The organism is Lysobacter antibioticus, assembly GCF_001442535.1.
Lineage (GTDB): Bacteria > Pseudomonadota > Gammaproteobacteria > Xanthomonadales > Xanthomonadaceae > Lysobacter > Lysobacter antibioticus.
On record NZ_CP013141.1, the window covers coordinates 1,829,859 to 1,855,328 of the forward strand.

The following is a 25,470-nucleotide window of genomic DNA, read 5'->3' on the forward strand; positions in this document are numbered from 1 at the left end:
TCATCGGGTTTCACACCCAACGCGATCAAGTGGTGCGCGACCCGGTTGGCGCGGCGGTTGAGTTCGGCGTAGTTCAGCACCTCGTCTTCGACCAAGAGTGCATCCGAATCCGGCACGGCAGCGGCCTGCGCCTCGAACAGTCCATGGATCGTTCGGTCGTGGACCGCATCGCTACGCAGATCGTTGAAGCCGCTCAACACCTGCTCCCGCTCGGACACCGGCAGGATCGGCAACGCCCGCAGCGGCGTCTCGCCGCCGCTTTCGAGCGCGCCGATCAGCGACTCCATCGCGGTCTGCATGTAGCGGACCACGCGGGGGCCGTCGATGCCCGGCACCGACAGCGCGGTCAGGCCGAAGCCCTGGCCGAGATCCTCGACCGACATGGTCAGCGGGTAGTTGTTGCGGGTGTCGTCCTTGAGCACGTACACGCCGTCCCAGGCCTCGGCCATGGCCTGTTCCTCGGCGGCGTTGCCGGGCTCGTGGCTGTGGCGGTAGTTGAGCAAGGCAGTGAACAAGGGCAACGGCGGCGCGATCGCGCTGCAACGCTGGGCCAGGGCCAGCGACGCCTGCTCGTGCGCCAGCAGTTCGCTGAGCCGGCGATGAGTGTCGCGCACCGCCTCGGCCACGGCTTCGCCGCCGACCGGGATACGGATCGGCAAGGTATTGAGGAACATGCCGACCACCTGGTCGGCGCCCTCCGAGCCCTGCAGGCGGCCGGACAGCACGGTGCCGAACACCACTTCGTCGCGGCCGCTGCAGCGCGCCAGCACTTGCGCCCAGGCCACGTGGAACAACACCGCCGGAGTCACCCCGCGCTCGCGCGCGAGTTCGCGGATGCGCCGCGCCAGCGCATCGTCGAACACGATCCGCGCTTCGCGCGCCTGCTCGCCGCTGCTCTGCACGTCGAGCACGCCGAACGGCGCGGTCGGTTCGTCGACATGGCCGAGCTGCTCGCGGAACCAGGCCTCATGCTCGGCCTCGGGCACGGCGCGGGTGGCGGCGATGAAATTGCGGTACGGCAGGCTGGCCGGCAGTGCCTCGCCGCGTCCCTGCAGCAGCGCCAGGATCTCCGACAGGATCAATGCCATGGCGACGTGGTCGCCGCTGACATGGTGGCGCAGCAGCGCCAGCAGCCATTCGCCGCTGTCCGGGTCCTGGGCGCGGAACGCGGCCAGGATCGGCGCGCGCTGCAGGTCCAGGCGCATCCGGCGCGGGTCGGTGTGGGCGAGCAACTGCGGCAGGGCCGGCGAATCGGCCGACAGCTCGGCCTCGTGCAGCGGCAACGGCGCCTGCCGGTACACCACCTGCACCGGCTGCGGCAGGCCCTGCCAGATCACCGCGCTGCGCAGGATGTCGTGGCGGTCGATGACCTGCTGCAAGGCCGCCAGGAAAGCGTCCATGCGCTCGCGGCCGTCGAAGCCGAGCACGGTGCGCAGCAGATAGGTATCGCCGCCGCTGTCGTTTTCGAGCATGTGGTGGAACAGGATGCCTTCCTGCAACGGCGCCAGCGGGTAGATGTCCTGGACGTTGCCGGCGCCGCCGGGCACGGTGGCGACGATGGCGTCGATCTCGGCCTGGCTCAGCGACACCAGCGGCAACAGCTCGGGAGTGATCGCGGTGGTGCCGGCGACGATCAGGTTCGGCGCGACCTCCGCCGCCGGCGCTTCGGCCTCGCCGGCGATCTTGCCGGCCAGCACGCTCAACACCGGAGTGGTGAACACGGTGCGCACGTCGACGTTAAGGCCGCACTGGCGCAAGCGTTCGATCAGGCTGATGACCAGCAGCGAGTGGCCGCCCAGCTCGAAGAAATGATCGTGGCGGCCGACCCGCTCGATGCCGAGCAGGTCTTGCCAGACCCCGGCGATGGCCTGTTCGGTCTCGCCTAGCGGCGCTTCGTACTCGCGGCTCGCCAGCGCGGACTGGTCCGGCGACGGCAAGGCCTTGCGGTCGAGCTTGCCGTTCGGGGTGAGCGGCAGCGCGTCCAGCGCCATGAAGGCGCTCGGGATCATGTACTCGGCCAGGTCACGGGTCAGCGCTTCGCGCAGATTGGCCACCGAGATCTCGGCGCCCTGCTCCGCGACCACGTAGGCGACCAGGCGCTTGTCGCCGCTGTCTTCTTCGCGGGCGATCACCACCGCTTCGCGCACGCCGTCGCAGGCGGTCAGGCGCGCTTCGATCTCGCCCAGCTCGATGCGGAAGCCGCGGATCTTGACCTGGAAATCGTTGCGGCCCAGGTATTCGATCGTGCCGTCGGCGCGCCATCGGCCGAGGTCGCCGGTCTTGTACATGCGCGCATCGGCGTCCTGCGCGAACGGATCGCGCAGGAAACGCTCGGCGGTCAGTTCCGGGCGATCCAGGTAACCGCGTGCGACCTGCACACCGCCGAGGAACAGCTCGCCCGGCACGCCGACCGGCACCGGCTCGCCGTGGCCATCGAGCAAATACACCGGGGTGTTGGCGATCGGGCGGCCGATGTTCGGGCCGCCGACGGCATCGCGGATACTGCCGATGGTGGCATCGACCGTGCACTCGGTCGGGCCGTACATGTTGTGGAAATGGATGCTCGGCGAGGCCTGGAGCTTGTCCCACATCGCCTTGCCGATCGGCTCGCCGCCCAGCAGCACGCTGGTCGGCTGGTGACCGGGCTTGCCGATCAGACCGGCGGCCAGCAACACCTCCAATTGCGAGGGCGTGCTGTCGAAGGCGTCGATGCGGTAGCGGTCGATAAAGTCGAGCATCGCCGGGCCGTTAGCGCGGATGGCCTGCGGGATCAGCACCAGGGCATGGCCCGAGAGCAACTGCAGGATGCCCTTCAGGGACATGTCGAACGAGAACGCCGCGTTCAAAGCCACGCGCGACGGCTCGGTCAGCTCGCGATGGGTCGTTTCGCCCATCACCCGCCAGAAGTTCACGGCCGAGCGGTGCTCGACCATCACGCCCTTGGGTTGGCCGGTCGAGCCGGAGGTGTAGATCACGTAGGCGAGATGGCGCGGCGTCAGGCCAGCGATGCTCGGATTGCTTTCGCTTTGGTCACTCAGCGACTCATCGTCGAGCACCACCACCGGCAGCGGCGAGGATTCCAGCATCGGCATCGCCGCGCGCAAGGCCGACTGGGTCAACAGGGCGATCGGCCGGCTGTCTTCGAGCATGTAGGCCAAGCGCTCGCTCGGATAACTCGGGTCCAGCGGCACGTAGCCGGCGCCGGCCTTGAGCACGCCCAGCAGGCCGACGATCATCGCCACGCTGCGCTCGGTGCAGATCGCCACCCGGTCGTCGGGTTTCACACCGAGCGCGATCAAGCGATGCGCGACTTGGTTGGCGCGGCGATTGAGTTCGGCGTAGCTCAGCACTTCGTCTTCGACCAACAACGCTTCGGCATCCGGCTGCGCGGCGGCCTGTTCCTCGAACAACGCATGGATCGTGCGGTCGTGCACCGCGTCGCTACGCAGATCGTTGAAGCCGCGCAGCACCTGCTCGCGCTCGGTCGTGCTCAACAAAGCCAGTTCGCCGACCTTGCGCGCATCGCCGCCGACCATGCCCTGCAGCAGCGCGATCCACTGCCGTACCATGCGCTCGGCGGTGGCGCGGTCGAACAGGTCGCTCGAATATTCCAGTTCGCCGCTGAGGTCTTCGCCGGCATCGCCGAGCAGCAGGCGCAGATCGAAATGCGCCTTGGCGTTGGTCGCCGGCACCGCGCTCAGTTCCAGCCCCGGCAATGCCAGGCTGCCGCTGTCGGGGGTGTTGTCCAGGGTCAGCATCACCTGGAACAAGGGGCTGTGGCCGAGACTGCGCTCCGGCGCCAGCGCTTCGACGACCTGCTCGAACGGCAGTTCCTGATGGGCATAGGCGCCGAGCGTGCTGGTCTTGACCTGGGCCAATAGCTGGCTGACGGTCGGGTCGTCGCGCAGGTCGACGCGCAGGGCCAGGGTGTTGATGAACAGACCGATCAGCGGTTCGAGTTCGGTGCGGGCGCGATTGGCCACCGGCGTGCCGATCACCACCTCGTCCTGGCCGCTCAAACGCGACATCAGCGCCGACCAACCGGCCAGCAGGGTCATGAACACGGTGGTGCCGTGGCGCTGCGACAGCGCGCGCAGGGCGGTGGTCAGCGCTGCCGGCAGCGCGACCGGGATGCGGTCGCCTGCATAGCTCTGCAGCGGCGGGCGCGGCCGGTCGCCGGGCAGTTCCAGCAGGGTCGGCGCGCCGCCGAGGTGGGTGCGCCAGAAGTCGATGTGTTTCTGCAAGGCCTCGCCCTGCAGCCACTGGCGCTGCCACACCGCGTAGTCGGCGTACTGCACCGGCAGCGGCGGCAAGGGATCGGTGCGGCCCTGGGTGAAAGCGGTGTACAGCGCGCTGACTTCGCGCACCAGCACGCCCATCGACCAACCGTCGGAAATAATGTGGTGCTGGGTTACCAGCAGGATGTGCTCGTCGTCGCCCACCCGCAGCAGGCGGCCGCGGATCAGCGGGCCGGCGGCCAGATCGAACGCCGCCAAGGCTTCGTCGCGGCCGATCCGGGCCGCCTCGGCTTCGCGCTCGGCCGGCGCCAGCGCGCGCAGGTCGTGATCGACCAGGACGAAGCCGACGTGCTCGGAGGCGATCTGCTGGCGCGCCGAACCGTCGACGCCGACGAAGCGGGTGCGCAGGTTTTCGTGGCGGGCGACGATGCGGTCGAGCGCGGATTGCAGCGCAAGGCGGTCGAGCCGGCCCTTCAGGCGCAGCGCCGCCGGCACGTGATAGGCCTCGCCGGCCGCCTGGTCGAGACGATCGAGGAACCACATGCGTTGCTGCGCCCACGACAACGGCAGTTCGCCATCGCGATCGGCGCGCGCGATCGGCCGCGCGCCATCCGGCTGCGCGGCCGGGGTCGCCGACTTGTTGAGCCGGCGCCGCAGCAGTTCCAGTTTCAGCAGCTCGATGTCCGCCGACGATTCCTTAGACATCCCGCATCTCCATCGCTTGTTGTTCCATGGTGTGTCGTCCCCTTGCCGCCGCGCGGTCGCGGCGGCTCACGGGTTTTCCTCTTCGAGCAGGGCGCGCAGTTCCTCTTCCGACAACTGATCGATGTCGGCGGCCATGCGCTCGACGTCCTCGTCGGCATAGCGGCCGACGCTGGCGACCAGCACCACCCGCGCCAGCAGCGCGACCTCCGGCGACTTGAACAGCTCGGCCACCGGCACGTCGACGGCGAAGGCTTCGCGCACCCGCGCCATCACCTGCACCGCCAGCAGCGAATGCCCGCCGACCTCGAAGAAGTGGTCGTGGCGGCCGACCTGTTCCAGGCCGAGCAGTTCCTGCCAGATCGCGGCGATGGTCTCCTCGACCTCGCCCTGCGGCGGCTCGTAGCTGCGCGCGGTCACCGCGATGCGGTCCGGCGCCGGCAAGGCCTGGCGGTCGAGCTTGCCGTTGGCGGTCAGCGGCCAGCGGTCGATCAGCATGAACGCGCTCGGCACCATGTACTCGGGCACCTGCGCCGCCAACGTTTCGCGCAGACGGCCCGGCAAGGTGCTGCGCCACTTGGCTTCGAGCGGGTCGTGGGCGAAACCGGCTTCGTCCTTGCGCAACTGCTCCGCCGCGATCTGGCTGCGCCAATCGAAGTGCAGCGCCTGGCCGTTGCGGCCGATCAGGGCGTGGTATTCGCCGCCCTGCGCGTTCGGCGCCCAGCTCAGGTCGAGGCTGTAGCCGCGCTCGCGGCAGAAATCTTCGAGATCGACGCACAGTGCGCCCTGGCCGGCATCGAGCGCGGCCTGGGCCTTGATCGCCGCGACCGAGGCGCCGCCCTCGCCCGCGCCGAGACGCTGCCAGGCACGCTGGTAGGGCGTCGCCCAGGGGTGCGCGATCGCACGCAAACCGAGCACCGCCTCGCTGCCGGCGTCGATGCGCTGCTGCAGGCGCTGCGCATCGAAGCCTTCGTCGCCCCAGTCCTGCCAGTCGACCGCGAACACCTCGTCGCGCTCGCCGTCGATGCTCAGCACCACGTCGTAGCGATAGGCCGACATTTCGTTCTCGTGGCGGGCCAGCTTGGGCAGCACGCGCACCGCGCTGATGCGCGGATAACGATCGCGCAGGGCGTGGAACCAGACCGGATCGATCAGCAACTCGATATCGCCGCGCATCTTCTGCGCGGCGCGGTCGGCCAGTTGCGTCGCCGACAGGCTGTCCGGCGACTGGAAGGCCTGCACCGACAGATGGAACGACGGCATCAGGCCGTGATGGCGCACGTCGCCGATCATCAGCTTGCCGCCGGCGGCGGTGACGCCGATCGACGAGGCGATGACCTGCTCCAGATAGGCCAGGTTCGGGAAGTACTGCACCACCGAGTTGATCACCACCGTGTCGAACTCGCCGTGGATCGCCGAGAAATCGGTGGCCTCGCCCTGGAACACGTCGGCCTTGCCGGTCAGCTCCGGGGTGATCCCGACCAGGTGGTTGACCTTGGCCACGGTCTTGACCGACAGGTCGGTGCCGACATAGCGCTCGCAACGCGGCGCGATGTTGCACAGGATCATGCCGGTGCCGACGCCGATTTCGAGCACACGGCGCGGCTGCAGCGCCTCGATCCGCACCAGGGTGGTGTCGAGCCATTCGCGCATGCCTTCGCTGGCGATCGGCGCACGCGTGTAGGTGCTGTTCCAGCCGGTCAGGTCGAAACCGAAATCGGCCTGCTCGACGGTTTCCTCTTCGCCCTGGTCGTCGAAGATGTCCGACCACTGCGCGACCTGGCCGTCGAGCAATTCCTCGAGCGCCTCGTCCTTGGCCGCCGCGCGCGGCGCCACGTAGGCCACCAGGCGCTTCTCGCCGGGCTGGTCTTCGCGCGCGACCACCACCGCTTCGCGGACGTCGGCGCAGGCCGACAGACGCGCCTCGATTTCGCCGAGCTCGATGCGGTAGCCGCGCAGCTTGACCTGGAAGTCGTTGCGGCCGACGTACTCCAGGGTACCGTCGCTGCGCCAGCGGCCGAGGTCGCCGGTGCGGTACATGCGCGCGCCGGCCGACGACGCGAACGGGTCGCGGACGAAGCGTTCGGCGCTCAGTTCGGCGCGGTTGAGATAACCGCGGGCGACGCCGGCGCCGCCGACGTGGATCTCGCCGACCACGCCGACCGGCAAGGGTTCGCCGTCGCCGCCGAGCACGTAGATGCGGGTGTTGGCGAGCGGCCGGCCGATGTGCGGCGCGACCCCGGCTTCGATGCGGGCATAGCTGGCGTCGACCGTGCATTCGGTCGGGCCGTACACGTTGTAGCAGCGCATCGACGAAGCCGCCGCGGCGTCCCAGGCGCGCGCCGGCAGGGCTTCGCCGCCGACCAGCACGGTGCCCGGGCGGCGGCCGCCCGCGACCGCGTCGTCGAGCAGACCGGCGGCGAGCAAGGCCTCGAACTGGGCCGGCGTGCAATCGAAGATGTCGATGCGCTCGCGCGCCAGGAATTCGATCAAGGCGGCGCCGTCGGCGCGGATCGCCGCCGGCACGATCACCATGCAACGCCCCGATAGCAGTTGCACCAGCGACTGCACCGAGGCATCGAACGACAAGGCCGCGTCCAGGCCCAGGCGCGCACCCGGTGCGCATTCGGCGAACACCTCGCGCTCGAACGCCGACCACAGGTTGAGCACGTTGCGGTGCTCGACCATCACGCCCTTGGGCTCGCCGGTCGAACCGGAGGTGTAGATCACATAGGCCAGGTTCGACCGCGTCAGCGCGCTCACCGCCGGGTCGTGCTCGGGCTGAGCGGCCCATGTCTCGTCGTCGTCGAGCATCAGCACGGCGATGTCGGGAGCGTGCTCGTCCAGCGACCAGGCCGCCTCGCGCAGCGCGTTCTGGGTCAGCAAGGCCTTGGGCGCGCTGTCGCCGACCAGATAGGCCAGGCGTTCCGGCGGATAGGCCGGGTCCAGCGGCACGTAGGCCGCGCCGGCCTTGAGCACGCCGAACACCGCGACCACCGCGTCCAGGCCGCGCTCGACGCAGATCGCGACGCGGTCGTCGGGCGCTACGCCGAGCGCGATCAGGCGATGGGCGACGCGGTTAGCGCGGCGGTTGAGTTCGCCATAGCTCAGCGCGCTGCCCTCGAATTCGACCGCGGTGGCCTGCGGATCGCGGGCGGCCTGGGCCTCGAACAGAGCGTGCACCGTCTGCCCGTCGTGAGCCGTGGCCGGCGCAGCGCCGTCGACGGTGTTGAACCGCTCCAGCACCAGGCGGCGGTCGTCGGCGCTGAGCAGCGACAGGCTGCCGATGCGCCGCTGTTCGCCCTCGGCCATCGCCCGCAGCAGGGTCTGCAGATGTTGCGACCAACGTTCGATGGTGGCGGCGTCGAACAGGTCGTTGGCGTATTCGAGGCTGCCGTCGAGGCCGCCCTCGTTCTCGATCAGTTCCAGCGACAGGTCGAACAGGGTCTCGTCGCGCGGCTGGTCGATCAGGCTGAGGCTCAGCTCGGGCAGCTGCAGGGTGCCGGTCGGGGTGTTCTGCAGCACCAGCATGTTCTGCACCACCGGGTTGTGGCCCAGGCTGCGCGCCGGCTGCAGCATGTCGACGACCTGCTCGAACGGCACGTCCTGGTGTTCGTAGGCGCCGAGCATGACCGCGCGGGTGCGCGCCAGCAGCTCGGCGACGGTCGGGTCGTCGCCGATGTCGACCCGCAGCGCCAGGGTGTTGACGAAAAAGCCGAGCAAGGGCTCGACCTCGCCGCGGCGGCGGTTGGCGACCGCGGTGCCGACCACGACGTCGTCGCTGCCGCTCAGGCGCGACAGCAGCAGCGACCAGCCGGCCAGCAAGGTCATGAACAAAGTCGTGCCGTGGCGCTGCGACAAGGCGCGCAGGCCGTCGGCGGTGCGTTCGTCGATACGGAAACGCCGAGTGCTGCCGACGTAGCGTTGCACCGGCGGACGCGGCCGATCGGTCGGCAGTTCCAGCAGGGCCGGTGCGCCGCTCAGATGCTCGCGCCAATAGCCCATCTGCGCTTCCAGCGTATCGCCGCGCAGCCACTGGCGCTGCCACACCGCGTAGTCGGCGTATTGCACCGGCAACGGCGGCAGCGGATCGGCGCGGCCTTCGGCGAAGGCGGCATACAGCGCCGACACCTCGTCGACCAGCACACCGAGCGACCAGCCGTCGGAGATGATGTGATGCTGGGTCAGCAGTAGCACGTGTTCGTCCGCGGCCAGGCGCAGCAGGCGGCCGCGGATCAGCGGCCCGCTCGACAGATCGAAGGGCTTGCGCACTTCCGCCGCCGACAGGGTCTGCACTTCGCGCTCGCGTGCCGGCGCGTCGAGCGCGCTGAGGTCGAGGTCGTCGAGAACGAAACCGCAGTCGGCCGGCGCGATCGACTGCACCGGCTCGCCGTCGCCGGCGACGAAGCAGGTGCGCAGGATCTCGTGACGCGCGACGACGCGGTCGAGGGTCGCCTGCAACACCGCGCGGTCGAGGCGGCCGCTGAGGCGCAACGCCGCGGGCATGTGATAAGCGGCGCCGGCGGCGGAATCGAGCTGATCGAGGAACCACAGGCGCTGCTGCGCCCACGACAGCGGCAACGGCGCGCCGCGGTCGGCTGCCAGGATCGGCGGCAACGCCGCCGCGCGGGCTCCGCGCAGGCTCTGCGCCATCTCGGCGAGCACCGGCCGGGCGAACACGTCGCGCAGCGACAGCTCGACGCCGCGGCTCTCGCGCAAACGCGTGACCAACTGCACCGCGATCAGCGAATGGCCTCCGAGTTCGAAGAAGTGATCGTTGCGGCCGACCCGCTCGCGGCCGAGCAAGTCCTGCCAGACCTGGGCCAACGCGGCCTCGGCCTCGCCCTGCGGTTCGGCATAAGGGCGCGCGGCCATCGCCGCGTCGTCCGGTGCCGGCAAGGCCTTGCGGTCGAGCTTGCCGTTGGCGGTCAGCGGCAGCGCGTCCAGGCGCACGATCGCCGACGGCAACAGATAATCGGCCAGCGAGCGCGCCAGCTGCTCGCGCCACTGCGCCGCGGTCGTCGCGGCCTCTGCGGCGGCGACGACATACGCCACCAGGCGCTTGTCGCCGGGCTCGTCCTCGCGGGCGATCACCACCGCTTCGCGCACGCCGGCGCAGGCCGACAGCGCCGCTTCGATCTCGCCCAGCTCGATGCGGAAACCGCGGATCTTGACCTGGAAGTCGTTGCGGCCGAGGTAGTCGATGCTGCCGTCGGCACGCCAGCGCGCAAGGTCGCCGGTCTTGTACAGGCGCGCCTGGACCGGATCGGAATCGGCGCTGACAAAGGGGTCGCGGAGGAAACGCTCGGCGCTGAGCGCTTCGCGCCCGAGGTAGCCGCGCGCGACCTGGGCGCCGGCGATGCACAGCTCGCCGGCCACGCCGACCGGCACCGGTTGGCCGTGCGCGTCGAGAATGTAGACGCGGGTGTTGGCGACCGGGCGGCCGATCGAGACCTCGTGCACAGGCAACTGCGAGGCATCGGCGAACAGCGCCGCGGTCGCATACACCGTGGCCTCGGTCGGGCCATAAGTGTTGAGCAGGCCGCAACGCAGACCTGGCGCGCTCAACCATTGCGCCAGATGACGGCGTTCGACCTTCTCGCCGCCGACCACCACCAGGCGCAAGTTCGGCGCCGGCAACAACCGGCCTTCCGAGACCTCCTGCGACCACTGGTGCCAGAACGCGGTCGGCAGGTCGGCGATGTTGATCGATTGCGCGCTCAGGAAGTCGACGAATTCGGCATCGGGTGCGACCAGATGCGCCGGACGCAGCACCACCGTGGCGCCGGCCGACAGGGTGGGGAAGATTTCCACCACAGAGCTGTCGAACGAGTAGGAAGCGAACTGCAGCATCCGGTCGCCGGGCTGCAACGCGCAGTGAGCGATGTGGGTGCGGATCAGTTCGGCGACGTTGCGGTGTTCGACCATCACGCCCTTGGGCTGGCCGGTCGAACCCGAGGTGTAGATCACCTGCGCCAGATGCGCCGGAGTCAACCCCAGCGACTGCGGATCGGGGTCGTGCGACTCGCCCTCGCCCGGCGCCGCGATCAGTGCGTCGATCGCCAGCACCGGCAGACGCGCCGGCTCGCCGAGCGGCAGGCGTTCGCGCAACCCGGCCTGGGTCAGCAGCGCCGCCGGGCGACTGTCTTCGAGCATGTAGGCCAAGCGTTCGGACGGATAGTTCGGGTCCAGCGGGACGTAGGCGCCGCCGGCCTTGAGCACGCCGAGCAGGCCGGCGACCATCGCCGCGCTGCGTTCGACGCAGATCGCCACGCGGTCGTCGGGTTTCACGCCCAACGCGATCAGGCGATGGGCGATGCGGTTGGCGCGGCGGTTGAGTTCGGTGTAGCTCAGCGCGAGCTCGCCGTCGATCAGGGCGATCGCCTCCGGCTGCGAGGCGGCGTGGCGCTCGAAGCGGCGGTGCATCAGCCGCTCCGACGCCGCTACCGTCGCAGTGTCGTTGAAGCCGAACAGCACCTGCTCGCGTTCGGGCGCCGACAGCAGCGGCAAGCCGCTGAGCTTGCGTCCGCCGTCCTGCGCGAATGCGGCGAGCACGGTGGCCAGATGGCCGGCCATGCGCTCGGCGCTGGCGCGGTCGAACTGCGCCTGCGGGTAATGCAGACGGCCGCGGAGGCCTTCGGCGGTGTCGGCGAGTTCCAGCGACAGGGCCAGTCCGGGCCGCGACGCTGCAGCGCCGTCGAGGGCCAACAGCACCTCGAACAAGGCCTCGCCACGGCCGCGTACGGCCTCGGCGACCTGAGCGAACGGCAGTTCGGCATGCGCACAGGCAGCATCGAGCGCGGCAGCGGCGCGCGCGACGGCCTCGGCGACCGTCGGGTCGTCTTGCAGGTCGAGGCGCAAGGCCGCGACCTCGTTGGCCAAAACGGCCGAGGCCAGGCCGGTGACGACCTCGCCCTGCCCGCTCCAACGCGACAGCAAGGCGATCCACGCCGCCAACAGCACGGCCGGCACCGGCGCGGCCTGCTGCACAGCGAAAACGCGCAACGCCGAGGCGGTCGATGCGGGCACGGCAACCTCGACCGAAGCGGAGACGTGATCCGGTGCCGCGTTGCGCGGGCGATCGCTCGGCAACGCCAGCGCGACCGGCGCGCCGTCGAGCTGAGCCTGCCAATACGCGCGGTCGCGATCGAATACGCCGGCATCGCGCCACGGCGCGGCGCTGCCGGCGCGCGCCGACAACGCGGCGCGGTCGCCGCTCAACATGCAGTAACGCGCCACCAGGGCGCTGGCGGCATCGGGATCGGCCGCGGCCAAGGCCGGGGACACACGCAATACCAGGAGCTGCAGGCCGTCGCGGCGATAGGCGGCGACGGTCAGCGGCGCATCGGTGGCGCCGATCTGGCTCAGGGCGATGTCGATGCAGGCCTGCTCGTCCTGGCCGGCGGCGAACGCCGGGCTCAGCAAGTGCAGGGCCGGGCCGGCGACGCTGCCGTCGAAGGCGTGGTGCACGACTTCGGTCGCGGCCGCATCGAGGGCGGCGGCATCGAGAACGCTGTCGAAGCGCAGCAGAGCGTGCGCGGCGCCGTCCTGGCCGTGGGCGAACACCGGCAGATGATGGACCGGCAACGGCGCGATGGCGGCGTCGAAATCGGCGGTCATCGCCTCCAGTGCGTCGACGTAGGTACGCAGCAAGGCTTCGATGTGGATCGGCTGCAGGTTAAGGCGCGCGTCGAGGATGACGGTGTAGCCGTCTTCGCGATTGCCGTTGGCGTGCAGCGACAGGCCGAAATTGATCTCTTCGAACAACTCGCCTTCGCGCACCCGCAACGAGGCCTCGCGGGTCAGCGGGTTGGAGACGCGGAAATTGGTGTAGGTGAACAAGGAATCGACCGCGAGCGCGGGATGGCGCTGCAGGATCGAGGCCAGCGGATAACGCCGGTGAGCGCGGCTGGCGGTCTCGGCCTCGTGCACCGCCGCGGCCAGCTCGCGCCAGCGCTTGCCGCCGAGATCGACGGTCTGCGGCAATACATTGAGAAACAGGCCGAGTACGTTCTCGGTGCCGCGCGTTTCCAGGCGGCCGTTGTCGGTCTGGCCGGTGACGACGCGGTCGGCGCCGATCATCGCCCGCAGGGTGCAGGCATGGGCCATGAACAACAGCGTGCGCACGGCGACGCCTTCGCGCACGGCCAGTTCGTCCAGGCGCGTGGCCAAAGCCGCGTCGAGACGGATCTCGCGGTGCTCGCGCGCGGCTGCGCTCGCTGCGACCGCGGCCAAGCGGCCTTGGCCGGCGCGGCGGCCGCATTCGTCCCAGAACGCGCGGTTGGCCGGGTCGGCCTCTTCGCGGGCCAACTGGGCGACGTAATCGGCGAAGCCCGAACGGCCGCTATCGAACGTCGGCGCGGTCTCGGCGCCGGCCTGGTAGGCGCGATAGCACTCGAACACCTGCCGTTGCAGGGTCGCCATGCTCCAGCCGTCGAGGATGGCGTGATGCGCATCGATCACCAGCTGGATGCAGTGCTCGGCTTTGCGCAGCACGGTGAAGCGGATCAGGCTGGACGCGTCCAGGGCGAAGCCCTTGACCTTGATCGCGGCGATGGCCAGCGCCACTTCGCGTTCCTGCGCCGTCTCGTCGAGCCCGCGCAGGTCGGTCTGGTCGATGTTCGGCGCCACCTGCGCGTGCACCAGCTGCAGCGGCACCGAATAGCGGCCGAGGTCGAAGCCGGTGCGCAGCACCGGGTGGCGGGCGACGACGTCGCCGATCGCGCGGACGAAGGCCTGCGAGTCGAAGGCGTCGAAGCTCAGCTCGAACGAGAACACGTCGTGATAGGTCGAGCCGCCGTTGGACAGATCGCTGTCGAGCAGGCCGTGGAAGATCATGCCGTGCTGCAGCGAAGTCACCGGATAGGCGTCCTCCAGGCCGTCCGGCAGCAGCGCGCGGTCGGCCGCGGATAGCAACGCGAACGGCGCCAACGTCGCTTCGTCGCTGGCGTCCGCGCACGCTTCGGCGCCGGCCTCGATCACCGGCGCGGCGGAGGCGTTGCGCGCGGCCAAATGCGCGAGCTGGCCCAGGGTCGGATGCTTGAAGATGTCGGCGACCGACACCTTGATCCCGTGCGCCTGCAGTTCGGCGACCAACTGGATCGAGAAGATCGAATCGCCGCCGAGCGAGAAGAAGTCCGAGCCGCGCTCGATGCCTTGCACGCCGAGCAATTGTTCCCAGACCGAGGCGATCAGGCGTTCGGTCTCGTCGAGGGTTTCGTCGACCGCTTCGGCGTTGGCGCGCTGCGCCTCGAACACCGCGGCCAACGACTTGCCGCAGATCTTGCCGTTCGGGGTCAGCGGCATGCGCTCGAGGAACAGGATCTGCGCCGGCACCATGTGCCGCGGCAGCCGCTGGGCCAGGCTTTGCTTTAGCTCGTCGGCGCCGATGGCCGCAGCGCCGCCGTCGGCGAAGGCCAGCAGCAGTTCCATGCCGTTGGCCGAGTACAACTGCACGCTGATCTTGCGCGCAGGCAGCAAGGCGGCGAGTTGGGCGACGATCTCCGCCGTCTCCACGCGCTTGCCGCGGATCTTGATCTGGCCGTCGCGACGGCCCAGGTAGACGATCTGGCCGTCTTCGTCGTAGCGGCAGACGTCGCCGGTGCGGTAGACCGGCGAATCGGCGAGCGCGGTGCGCACGAAGCTGCGCGCGGTGGTCTCGTCGAGGTTGTGATAGCCCGCCGCGACACCGCGGCCGGCGATCACCAGCTCGCCCGGCACGCCCGGAGCGCACAGGCGCAGGCCGGCGTCGACGATGTAGGCCTGGGCGTTCTGGATCGGCCGGCCGATCACCACCTGCGAGCGCTGCAGCCACTCTTCGCGCCCGGCCTGGTACACCACCGAGATGTCGGTGCATTCGGTCGGGCCGTAGATGTTGGCGAGCGCGGCGCTGCAGGCCTCGCTGCCCAGCCACGGCCGCAGCAGGCTCAGGTCCAGCGCTTCGCCGCCGAGCGCGAGCAGGCGCAGGCTGCGCAGCGACTCGTAGCCGTTGCCGGCGTCGTGCTTGACCAGCGCGTACATCGCGCTCGGCGCGCAATTGATCAGGGTCACCCCGGTGTGTTCGATCTGGCGCAATTGCGACTCGGGATCGAACAGGTCCGGGCGCGCCAGCACCAGGGTGCCGCCGGCCATCAGCGGAGCGAAGATGTTCTTGATCGAGGCGTCGAAGCCGATCGGGATCATCAGCAGCACCCGGCTGCTCGGGTCCAGCGAGCAGAAACGGATGTACCAGTCGCACAGGTTGGCGAAGGCGCCGTGCGGGATCAGCGCGCCCTTCGGCCGCCCGGTCGAACCGGAGGTATAGAGCAGATAGGCGATGTCTTCGGCGCCCAGCGTCGGATAGGCCGGCGCGGCGATGTCGGCGCTCGGGGTCGGCAAGCTGTCGAGATCGAGGACGAAGCCGTAGAACTCCGGCAGGTGGTCGGCCAGGCTCGACTGGGTCACGACCACGCCGGCGCCGCTGTCGCCGAGGGTGTAGTCGATGTGCTCGCGCGGATAGCTCGGGTCCAGCGGCACGAACACCGCGCCGGCGCGCATCGCCGCGACCGTGGCCGCAGTCAGGTCGATCGAGCGGTCCAGGTGCACGGCGACCTTGTCGCCCTTGGCGATGCCCATCGCCAACAGGCGCGCGGCGATCTGGCGCACGCGCGCGTCGAACTGCGCGTAGCTGGCGTCGCCGTCGACCGAACGCACTGCGATCGCCTGCGGGTTCGCCGCCACCGCGGCGTCGATGCGGGCGAACAGGTCGGCAGGGTCGACCGTCCGTTGCTCGCCCTGGGTAAAGGCGGCATAGCGCTGCGCCAGGGTGCCCTGCAACAGGTCGGCGACGGGGCGCTGCGGCTGCTCGACGATCTCATCGAGCAAGGCCAGGTACAGATCCAGCCAGGCCTCGACCGTTCCAGCGCGAAACAGGTCGGTGTTGTAGTAGGCGATGACCTGCTCGCCCTGCACTTTCAGGGTCAGGTCGTACTGCGAGCGAGTGCCGAACGAGGCGCGCTCGCTGGCTTCGACATCGTCGAACAGCTCCAGCTTGCGGGCCGCGCGTTCGTACAGGAACTTGACCTGGAACACCGGCGAATAGGCGGCGTCGCGCTCGATACCGAGGGCGTCGACGACCTTGTCGTAAGGCATGTCCTGATAGCGCAGCGCGTCCATCGCCGCCAGACCGGCCTGGCCCAGGTACTCGGCGACCGGGGCTTCCGGGTGGATCTGGCTGCGCAGGGCGAGCTGGTTGACGAAGAAGCCGGCCATGTCGCGCAGGTCGGCGTGATCGCGGCCGAACACGTCGGTGCCGACCACGATGTCGTTCTCGCCGCTGAGTTTGTTGAGCAGCAGATGGCAGACGCCGAGGTAGAAACCGAACTCGGGCAAGCCGCGGCCGCGCACGAAGGCGCCGACCTTGCGGCCGAGTTCGTCCGGCACCTGGCGGGCGATCTGCGCACCGTTGTAGCTCTGCAGCGCCGGGCGCGGGAAGTCCAGCGGCAGTTCCAGCACGCCCTTGATGCCGTCGAGCTGGTGCTGCCAGTACGAACGCGACACCTCGTAGCCGCCGGCCTCGTACTGCTCGACCTGCCACGCGGCGTAGTCGAGGTAGGACACCGGCTCGACCGCGACCCGCGCATGGCCGCGGTCGCGATAGATCCGCGAGACTTCATGGACGAACTGCTGGATCGACCACTCGTCGGTGGCGATGTGGTGGAAACCGACCAGCAAGGTGTGGGCGCCGGCGTCGCGCTTGAGCAGGTGCACGCGCAGCGGCAGTTCCTCGCCCAGGTCGAACGGGCGCTCGGAGACGTCGCGGCGGCATTCGGCCAGGCCTGCCTCGCGCTCGGCCTCGGAGGCCTGGCTGAGATCCTGGTAGGCGATCTGGAAATTGCGCCCGGCATCGAAACGCTGGCGCGGCACGCCGGCCTCGACCCGATAGGTGGTGCGGTAGATCGGATGGCGCTGGACCACCGCCGCGACCGCCTCGCCGAACGCGGCGACGTCGAGTTCGCCGCGCAGCTCCAGTTCCATCGGCAGGATGAAGCTGGTCAGCTCGGGGTCGTACTGATACAGGAAGTACAGGCGCTGCTGGGCGAACGACAGCGGATACGAGCCCTCGCCGCCGCGCGCGGCGATCGCGTCCTGCGACAGGCGCGCGTAATAGGCCGACAGCTCGGCCTTGTAGCGCTTCATCGTCTCCTTGACCTGGTCGGTCAGCAAGGCCTGATCGCCGGTGATCCGCAACTTGCCGTCGACGACCTTGATGTCGATGCCGTTTTGTTCGACGTACTGCACCAGCTCGAAAAGAAACATTAGCTAATTCCCTGTGATCCTGTGGGGCCGCCGCTGCCGGCGGCCGCTCGACGTTGCATTCCCTGCCGCCGCGGCATGCCTGTCGGCCGCCGCGACGTGCGCATCAACTAAAGTTCCAGACGTGCTTGGCGAACAGACGCTCGGACTGCACCTGGCGGCCGGCGCAGAATTCGAGCAACTGGCTCGATTCCTGGATCTGACGCGCGTCCTCGGTGTAGTCCATGCCCATGAAGTACTTGAACCACGGCTCCATGCCGAGCGCGTAGACGTAGACCTGCGAGGGCTTGAAGATCTCGATCATCTTCTGCGCCGAGGCGCAGTCGGAGCCGTTGAAGCGGCGCGACTCGTTGATCTCGCGCGGAATCGGCTTGGTGAACAACGAGCCGTACAGCCAGCTCATCGGCGCGCCGACGCACTCCATTCCGATGAACAGCAAGTCGATATGCCCGATCACCTTCTGGATGCGCTCATACATGCGCTCGTCCAGGCTCGACGAATCGGCGCCGGAGAAAATCTTCTGCCCGGCGAACTCGAAGTACCACGCGGTCTTGGAGCGGATGTGCAGGTCGGCGTGCTCGCCGAGGAAGGGGATCGCACGGATGCGTCCGTCGACGCAGTCCAAGATCTCCATATCCTCGAACTCACGCACTTTAAAACCGATGGTCTGCAGCATCAGCTTGATCGAGGGGTCGACGATGCTGCCGCCGCCGTTCTTCGGCACCAGCACCTCGCCGATCTTGTGGCGCAGCTGTAACAGGGTCTCCACACAGACATGGTCCATGTGGGTGTGGGTCAGGCAGACGTAGTCGATGGTCTCGGGCAGCTCGCTGAAGCTCAGCACGCGGTCGCCGTTGGCCTGGTCGCGCACGGCGATGATCGGGTCGACCAGGATGCTGGTGCGCTCGGTTTCCAGCAGCAGGCCGGCATGGCCGAGATAGCTGACCCGCAGGCGTCCTTCCAGCGCCGCGCGCGTGACCCGCGGCGGCTCGGTGGTGAACAGCTCGTCCACGGTCAGCCCGCCCTGCAGGCCGACGCCGTCGAACAGCCTGTCGATCTGCTCGCGTTCGATCGGCGTGCCGCGCGCGGCGAACAAAGTGTCGATGAAGTCGTGGGCGAACGGCACCTCGACGTGCAGATGATTCTCGTCGGGCAGGCGCGGCGAGCTGAGCACGAACGGACGCTCCTTGACCTTGCCGAGCAGCCCCAGCGAAACGCTCTGCGCCAGCGGCTTGTACAGCGGGCTCTCGTAGATCAAGCCTTCGATCAGGCGGAACGAGGCGTTGTGGTTCATGTCGTAGATCAGCTCGACATAACCGCGCAGCGCTTCCGGCACTTGCGCGTACAGCGGCTCCAGCGACAGGCCCTTGGCCTGCTCCAGCATCTCGTTGAGCTTCGCCACCGCCTTGCGCAGGTCCAGGTAGTCCTGATGGGTGTGTTCGATGTCGTGGATCAGGCCGCGCACGTTGTCGAGCTGGTCTTCGCTGCAATTGACGAAGTCGCCGCCGGACAGCTCCGGGTTCTTGCTCGCGGCCAGGTGCAACTGGTGATTGGCGACGAAGGACTTCATCAGGCGCAGGCTGCGGCCGGTGATGTTCATCGCCGCGCTGACCGGCGGCAACAGGTAGGGCCAGGCGTACCACTTGAGCACGAGCGGCTCGAAATAGACGTTCTCCCTGAGGTAGTAGCGCTGCTGCATGCTCATGTCCTTGCCGTTTCCATTCCAGAATGTGGTCGTTCGCGTATGGCGGATCGCTGCGGCGGCAGCTACAGGTCGAACTCGATGACGGTGACGTCGTCGGCCTCGCGGCGCAGGCGCGGCGACTGTTGTTCGACGAACGCGGCCATGTCCTTCAAGGCCTGGCGCCCGTACAGTTCGCCGACGTTGGCGTTGATGCCGTAGCGCTGGCGGATCTCGAAGCCGAGCCGGGTGATGACCAGCGAACTGCCGCCGAGCTCGAAGAACTGGTCGTGGCGACCGACGCGTTCCAAGCCCAGCAGTTCGCACCAGATCGCGGCGAGCGCGGTCTCGACCTCGCCCTGCGGCGCTTCGAACTCGCGGCGGATCACCGCGTCGTCGCCCGGCGCCGGCAAGGCCTTGCGGTCGAGCTTGCCGTTCGGGGTCAGCGGCAAGGCCGTCAGGGTCACGAAGGCGCTCGGCAACATGAACTCGGCCAGGCTGCGCGACAGTTGCTCGCGCAGGCGCGCCGCCGACAGCTCGACGCCCTCTTCCGGCACCACGTAGGCGATCAGGCGCTTGTCGCCGCCCTCGCCTTCGCGCGCCACCACCACCGCTTCGCGCACACCTTCGCAAGCCGCGAGCTTGCTCTCGATCTCGCCGAGCTCGATGCGGAAGCCGCGGATCTTGACCTGGAAGTCGTTGCGGCCCAGGTATTCGATGGTGCCGTCAGCGCGCCAGCGACCGAGGTCACCGGTCTTGTACATCCGAGCGGCTTCGTTAGCGATGAAGGGATCGCGGACAAAACGCTCAGCGGTCAACTCCGGACGATGCAGATAGCCGCGTGCCACGCCCTCCCCACCGATGTACAGCTCGCCGACCACCCCCACCGGCACCGGCTGCAAATGCGCATCGACGATGTAGATACGCGTATTCGCGACCGGCTTGCCGATGTGCGAGGCAAAACCATCCGCGCGGTCCATCGCCACCCAGGTCGAATAGGTCGTAGTCTCGGTCGGACCGTACAGGTTCGCGACCATCGCCACCTCGGTCTGGGCGAAGATCTGCTCGACCAGGGCACGCTTGAGCGGCTCGCCGGCCAGATTGACCGTGCGCGTGGTCGCCGGCACCCCGCCGCTCTGCAGCAAGGCGTTGATGCCCGAAGGCACGGTGTTGATCAGACTCAGCGGGCTGCCTGGGTCGGTCGCCAGCACATCACGCACGAGCGTTATCTGCGCGCCGATGCTCAGCGGTGCGAACAGCTCGTACACGGCCAGGTCGAAGTTGATCGAGGTCGAGAACAGCGTATTGCTCAGCTGTTCGGCGCTGAAGTTGGCGTTCGCCCAGGCGATGAAGTTGGCCGCATTCGCGTGCTCGATCGCCACGCCCTTGGGCTGGCCGGTCGAGCCGGAGGTGTAGATCACGTAGGCCAAGTGGCGCGCGGTCAGGCCATCGACGACCGGGTCGTGCTCGGGCTGATCGGCCAAGTCCGCATCGTCGGCGAACACGACCGGCACCGCGACCTCGCCTAGCAAGCCCGTCAGCGACTGTTGGCTCAACAGCGCCATCGGCGCGCTGTCGGCGAGCATGTAGGCCAGGCGGTCCGGCGGATAGTTCGGGTCCAGCGGCACGTAAGCCGCGCCGGCCTTGAGGATGCCGAGCACGCCGGCCACGAGCGACGGACCGCGTTCGAGGCAGATCGCGACGCGGTCGTCGGCGCGCACGCCGAGCGCGAGCAGGCGATGGGCGATGCGGTTGGCCCGGCGGTTGAGTTCGGCGTAGCTCAGGCGTTCGTCGCCGCAGACCAGTGCGGTCGCTCCCGGCGTCGCCAGAACCTGCGCCTCGAACGGCTGGTGCAGCAGGCGCTCGCGCGGATAGTCGAAAGCAGTATCGTTAAAGGTTTCGAGCACGTGCTCGCGCTCATCCGCCGACAATAGCGGCAGGCGGCTGACCGGGGCTTGCGCGTCGGCGACCATGGCTTCGAGCAGGCGGACGAAATAGCCGGCATAGCGTTCGATGGTCTCGCGCTCGAACAGGTCGGTGGCGTACTCCAGCTCGCCGACGATCTCGGCGCCCGATTCGCTGAGTGCCAGCGACAGGTCGAAGCGGGTGGTGGCCTGCGCGGTCGCCAGCGGGCTCAAGCTCAGGCCCGGCAGGTTCAGGGTCGCGCCGCCGGGCGTGTTGTCGAGCGACAACATGGCCTGGAACAGCGGACTGTGGCTGAGCGTGCGCGCCGGCTGCAGCGCGTCGACGACCTGTTCGAACGGCAGGTCCTGATGGTCGTAGGCGTCGAGCGCGACCGCGCGGACCCGCGCCAGCAACTGCGCCGCGCTCGGGTCGTCGCGCAGGCTCACGCGCAGGGCCAAGGCGTTGACGAAGAAGCCGATCAGCGGCTCGGTCTGCGGATGCTGGCGGTTCGCCACCGGCGTGCCGACGACGACCTCGTCCTGTCCGCTCAGACGCGACAACAACGTCGACCAGGCGGCCAACAAGGCCATGAACAAGGTCGCGCCGTGCCCCTGTGCCCAGGCGCGCAGCGCGGCGCTGAGCGCGGCCGGCAGCACCAGCGGCACGCTGTCACCGGCATAGCTCTGCACCGGCGGACGCGGCCGGTCGGTCGGCAGCTCCAGCAACACCGGCGCGCCACGCAACTGCGCGCGCCAGAATTCGCCGAGCTCGCGCAGCCGCTCGCCCTGCAATTGCTCGCGTTGCCAGGCGGCGTAGTCGGCGTACTGGATCGACAAGGGCGGCAGCGGATCGGCCTGGCCCTGGCGCATCGCGGCATACAGCGCGCTGACTTCCTTGACCAACAGGCCGATCGACCAACCGTCGGAAATGATGTGGTGCTGGGTGAACAGCAGGATGTGTTCGTCCGAGGACAGCAGCAGCAGGCGGCCGCGGATCAGCGGCCCGGCGGCCAGATCGAACGGCGCCACCGCTTCGGCGGCGCCGTGTTCGGCCGCGGCCAGCGCGCGCGAACCGGGATCGAGATGGCGCAGGTCGTGATCGACCAATTGGAAACCGGTGTCGACGGCGCCGATCGACTGGCGCGGTTCGCCCTGCTGCTCGACGAACACCGTGCGCAGGCTCTCGTGACGGGCGACGACCCGGTCCAGCGCCGCCTGCAAGGCGCCGCGGTCGAGCTTGCCGCGCACGTGCAGCGCTGCGCACATGTGGTACGCAGCGCCGGCGGCGGCGTCGAGTTGATTGAGGAACCACAAACGCTGCTGCGGCCACGACAGCGGCAAGGCGCCGTCGCGAGCGACCGGCGCGATCGGCTCGAACGAGGCCACGCGCGGTGCCTCCAGCGCGTCGGCATGCGCGGCCAGCGCCGACAGGGTCGGACGCGCGAACAGATCGCGCAGGGCGATGTCGACGCCGATCGTCTGACGTATCCGCGACACTGCCTGAAGGGCCAGCAGCGAATGCCCGCCGAGCTCGAAGAACTGGTCGTGGCGGCCGACGCGTTCCAGGCCCAGCAGCTCGCACCAGATCGCGGCGAGCGTGGTCTCGACCTCGCCCTGCGGCGATTCGAACTCGCGGCGGATCACCGCGTCGTCGCCCGGCGCCGGCAAGGCCTTGCGGTCGAGCTTGCCGTTCGGGGTCAGCGGCAACGCCGCCAGGGTCACGAAGGCGCTCGGCAGCATGAACTCGGCCAGACTGCGCGACAGTTGCTCGCGCAGGCGCGCCGCCGACAGCTCCACGCCCTCGGCGGGAACCACGTAAGCGATTAAGCGCTTATCGCCGCCCTCGCCTTCGCGCGCCACCACCACCGCTTCGCGCACGCCTTCGCACGCAGCGAGCTTGCTCTCGATCTCGCCGAGCTCGATGCGGAAGCCGCGGATCTTGACCTGGAAGTCGTTGCGGCCCAGGTACTCGATGGTGCCGTCGGCGCGCCAGCGGCCGAGGTCGCCGGTCTTGTACATCCGAGCGGCTTCGTCCGCGACGAAGGGATCGCGCACGAAACGCTCGGCAGTCAGTTCGGGACGGTGCAGATAGCCGCGGGCCACGCCTTCGCCGCCGATGTACAGCTCCCCGACCACCCCGACCGGCACCGGCTCGAGATGCGCATCGACGATGTAGATGCGGGTGTTCGCGACCGGCTTGCCGATGTGCGAGGCAAAACCATCCGCGCGGTCCATCGCAACCCAGGTCGAATAGGTCGTGGTCTCGGTCGGGCCGTACAGGTTCGCAACCATCGCCACGTCGGTCTGGGCGAAGATCTGCTCGACCAGCGCGCGCTTGAGCGGTTCGCCGGCCAGATTGACCGTGCGCGTGGTCACCGGCACCCCGCCGCTCTGCAGCAAGGCGTTGATGCCCGAGGGCACGGTGTTGATCAGGCTCAGCGGGCTGTTCGAATCGGTCGCCAGCACATCACGCACGACGGTGATCTGCGCGCCGATGCTCAGCGGTGCGAACAACTCGTACACCGCCAGGTCGAAGTTGATCGAGGTCGAGAACAGCGTATTGCTCAGCTGCTCGCGGCTGAAGTTGGCGTTCGCCCAGGCGATGAAATTCGTCGCATTCGCATGTTCGATCGCCACGCCCTTGGGCTGGCCGGTCGAACCGGAGGTGTAGATCACGTAGGCCAGATGGCGCGCGGTCAGGCCATCGACCTTCGGATCATGCTCGGGCTGATCGGCCAAGTCCGCATCGTCGGCCAACACGACCGGCACCGCGACCTCACCCAGCAAGCCCGTCAGCGACTGTTGGCTCAACAGCGCCATCGGCGCACTGTCGGCGAGCATGTAGGCCAAACGGTCCGCAGGATAGTTCGGGTCCAGCGGCACGTAGGCCGCGCCGGCCTTGAGGATGCCGAGCACCCCGGCCACGAGCGACGGACTGCGTTCGAGGCAGATCGCGACGCGGTCGTCGGCACGCACGCCGAGCGCAAGCAGCCGATGCGCAATGCGGTTGGCCCAGCGATTGAGTTCGGCATAGCTCAGCCGCTCGCCGCCGCAGACCAGTGCGGTCGCTCCCGGCGTCGCCCGAACCTGCGTCTCGAACGGCTGATGCAGCAGACGCTCGCGCGGGTAATCGAAAGCAGTGTCGTTGAAGGCTTCCAGCACCTGCTCGCGCTCGGCCGCCGACAGCAGCGGCAGGCGGCTGACCGGGCACTGGGCGTCGGCGATCATGCCGTCGAGCAGCACTTCGAAGCATTGCGCATAGCGCGCGACCGTGGCCTGATCGAACAGATCGGTGTCGTAGACGAAATCGCAACGCAAGCCGTCGTCGAACTCCATCGCCTGCAAGGCCAGGCCGATGCGGTCGCTGCCGAGGCGTTGCGGCAGCGGGAACGGCCGCAGGCCGATCTCGCCCCAATGCGCCACCGGCGCGGCGGACTCGTCGGCCTTCCACAGCGCCGCGAGATCCTTGCTGCGGCGCGCGTTCTGGAACACGAACACGCTCTGGAACAGCGGATGCTCGCCGCGCTCCTGGCCGGCGTGCAGGCGGTCGACCAGGCGGGAGAACGGATAGTCCTGCTGCGCCATGCCCTTGAGCGCGGCATTGCGGGCCAGACGCAGCACGTCGGCGACGGTCTGGCGTTCGGCGAAGCCAGCGCGCAACGCGACCATGTTGACGAAGTCGCCGACCACGCCGTCCCACTGCGGACGGCTGCGGCCCGGCATCGGCGAGCCGACGACGACGTCGTCCTGGCCGCTGAGGCGGTGCAACAGAATCTGGTAAGCGGCCAACAACGTGGTGAACAGCGTTCCAGCCTGGCGCGTAGCCAGAGCGGTCAGCGCCTGGGACGTCGTCGCCGACAGCGACAGCGAAACCACCGCCTGCGCCCCGCTCGGCCGCGCCGGGCGCGGACGGTCGCTCGGCAGGTCCAACACAGGTGCGGGCGTGGCGAAGCGATCCTGCCAATAGCCGAACTGGCGCTCGGCCTCGGCGCTGCCGAGCCAGTCGCGCTGCCAGGCGACGTAATCGCGATAGCTGGCGGCGGCCGCGCTCGGTTCGGCCTCGGTCGTGGTGCCGGACAGCAGCGCGCCGAACTCTTCGAGCAGGCGCCAATACGACCAACCGTCGCAGATCAAATGATCGAAGGCCAGCACGAACACCGATTCGCGCGCATCGCGCACATCACGCACATACAGGGCGGCCCGCACCAGCGGCGCGCGCTCGTCGTCGAACGTTGCCAGCGCATCGGCGCCGACCCTCGCCTTCAACTCGTCCTCGTCGAGGCCGGCGGCATCGACGATCGACAGCGGCACCTGCGCGTCGAGCGCGATGCATTGCTCGGGCTCGCGGCCGTCGAGGCAACGTACTCGCGCGCGCAGCATCGGATGGCGCGCAGCCAGGGTCTCGAGCGCGCGCGCGATCGCCGACGGCTCGATCCGTCCCTGCAAGGCCACGGCGAACACGTTGTTGTGGTTGCCGCGCCCGGCCGGGTCGAAACGGTACAGGAACCACCGTCCCTGCTGCGCAGCGGACAGCGGAAACCAGGCGTCCATGTCCTCGTTTCGCTCCATCTCGATGGCCCTTTCCAAATTCATCTATCGCGTCCTGTCGATTCGCGTCCTGCCAAAGCCGGTCTCGCGACCGGCGGTCCTG

General features: G+C 68.8%; 3 protein-coding genes and 1 pseudogene (1 of these 4 cut by a window edge). All 4 read right to left on the bottom strand.

The genetic code is table 11. The annotated features are described in order from the left end of the window. Positions 1-4,943, bottom strand: partial view of a non-ribosomal peptide synthetase gene (locus GLA29479_RS07530; protein ID WP_057971225.1) — the 5' portion only. The gene continues 1,717 nt to the left of window position 1, outside the view; the window shows 4,943 of its 6,660 coding nt (coding positions 1-4,943); the start codon lies at positions 4,941-4,943; its stop codon lies off the left edge, out of view. Positions 4,944-5,138: 195 nt separating this feature from the next. Continuing rightward, positions 5,139-17,237: pseudogene (locus GLA29479_RS07535) on the bottom strand (amino acid adenylation domain-containing protein); the annotation flags it as partial. A gap of 103 nt (positions 17,238-17,340) precedes the next feature. Further along, positions 17,341-18,939 carry an MBL fold metallo-hydrolase gene (locus GLA29479_RS07540; protein WP_211265040.1) on the bottom strand — a complete coding sequence of 533 codons (1,599 nt, stop codon included), beginning with the start codon at positions 18,937-18,939 and terminating at the stop codon, positions 17,341-17,343. A 62-nt stretch (positions 18,940-19,001) separates the two neighbouring features. Then, positions 19,002-25,412, bottom strand: coding sequence for a non-ribosomal peptide synthetase (locus tag GLA29479_RS07545; protein WP_057971227.1), 6,411 nt, complete (start codon positions 25,410-25,412; stop codon positions 19,002-19,004). Positions 25,413-25,470: the final 58 nt, after the last annotated feature.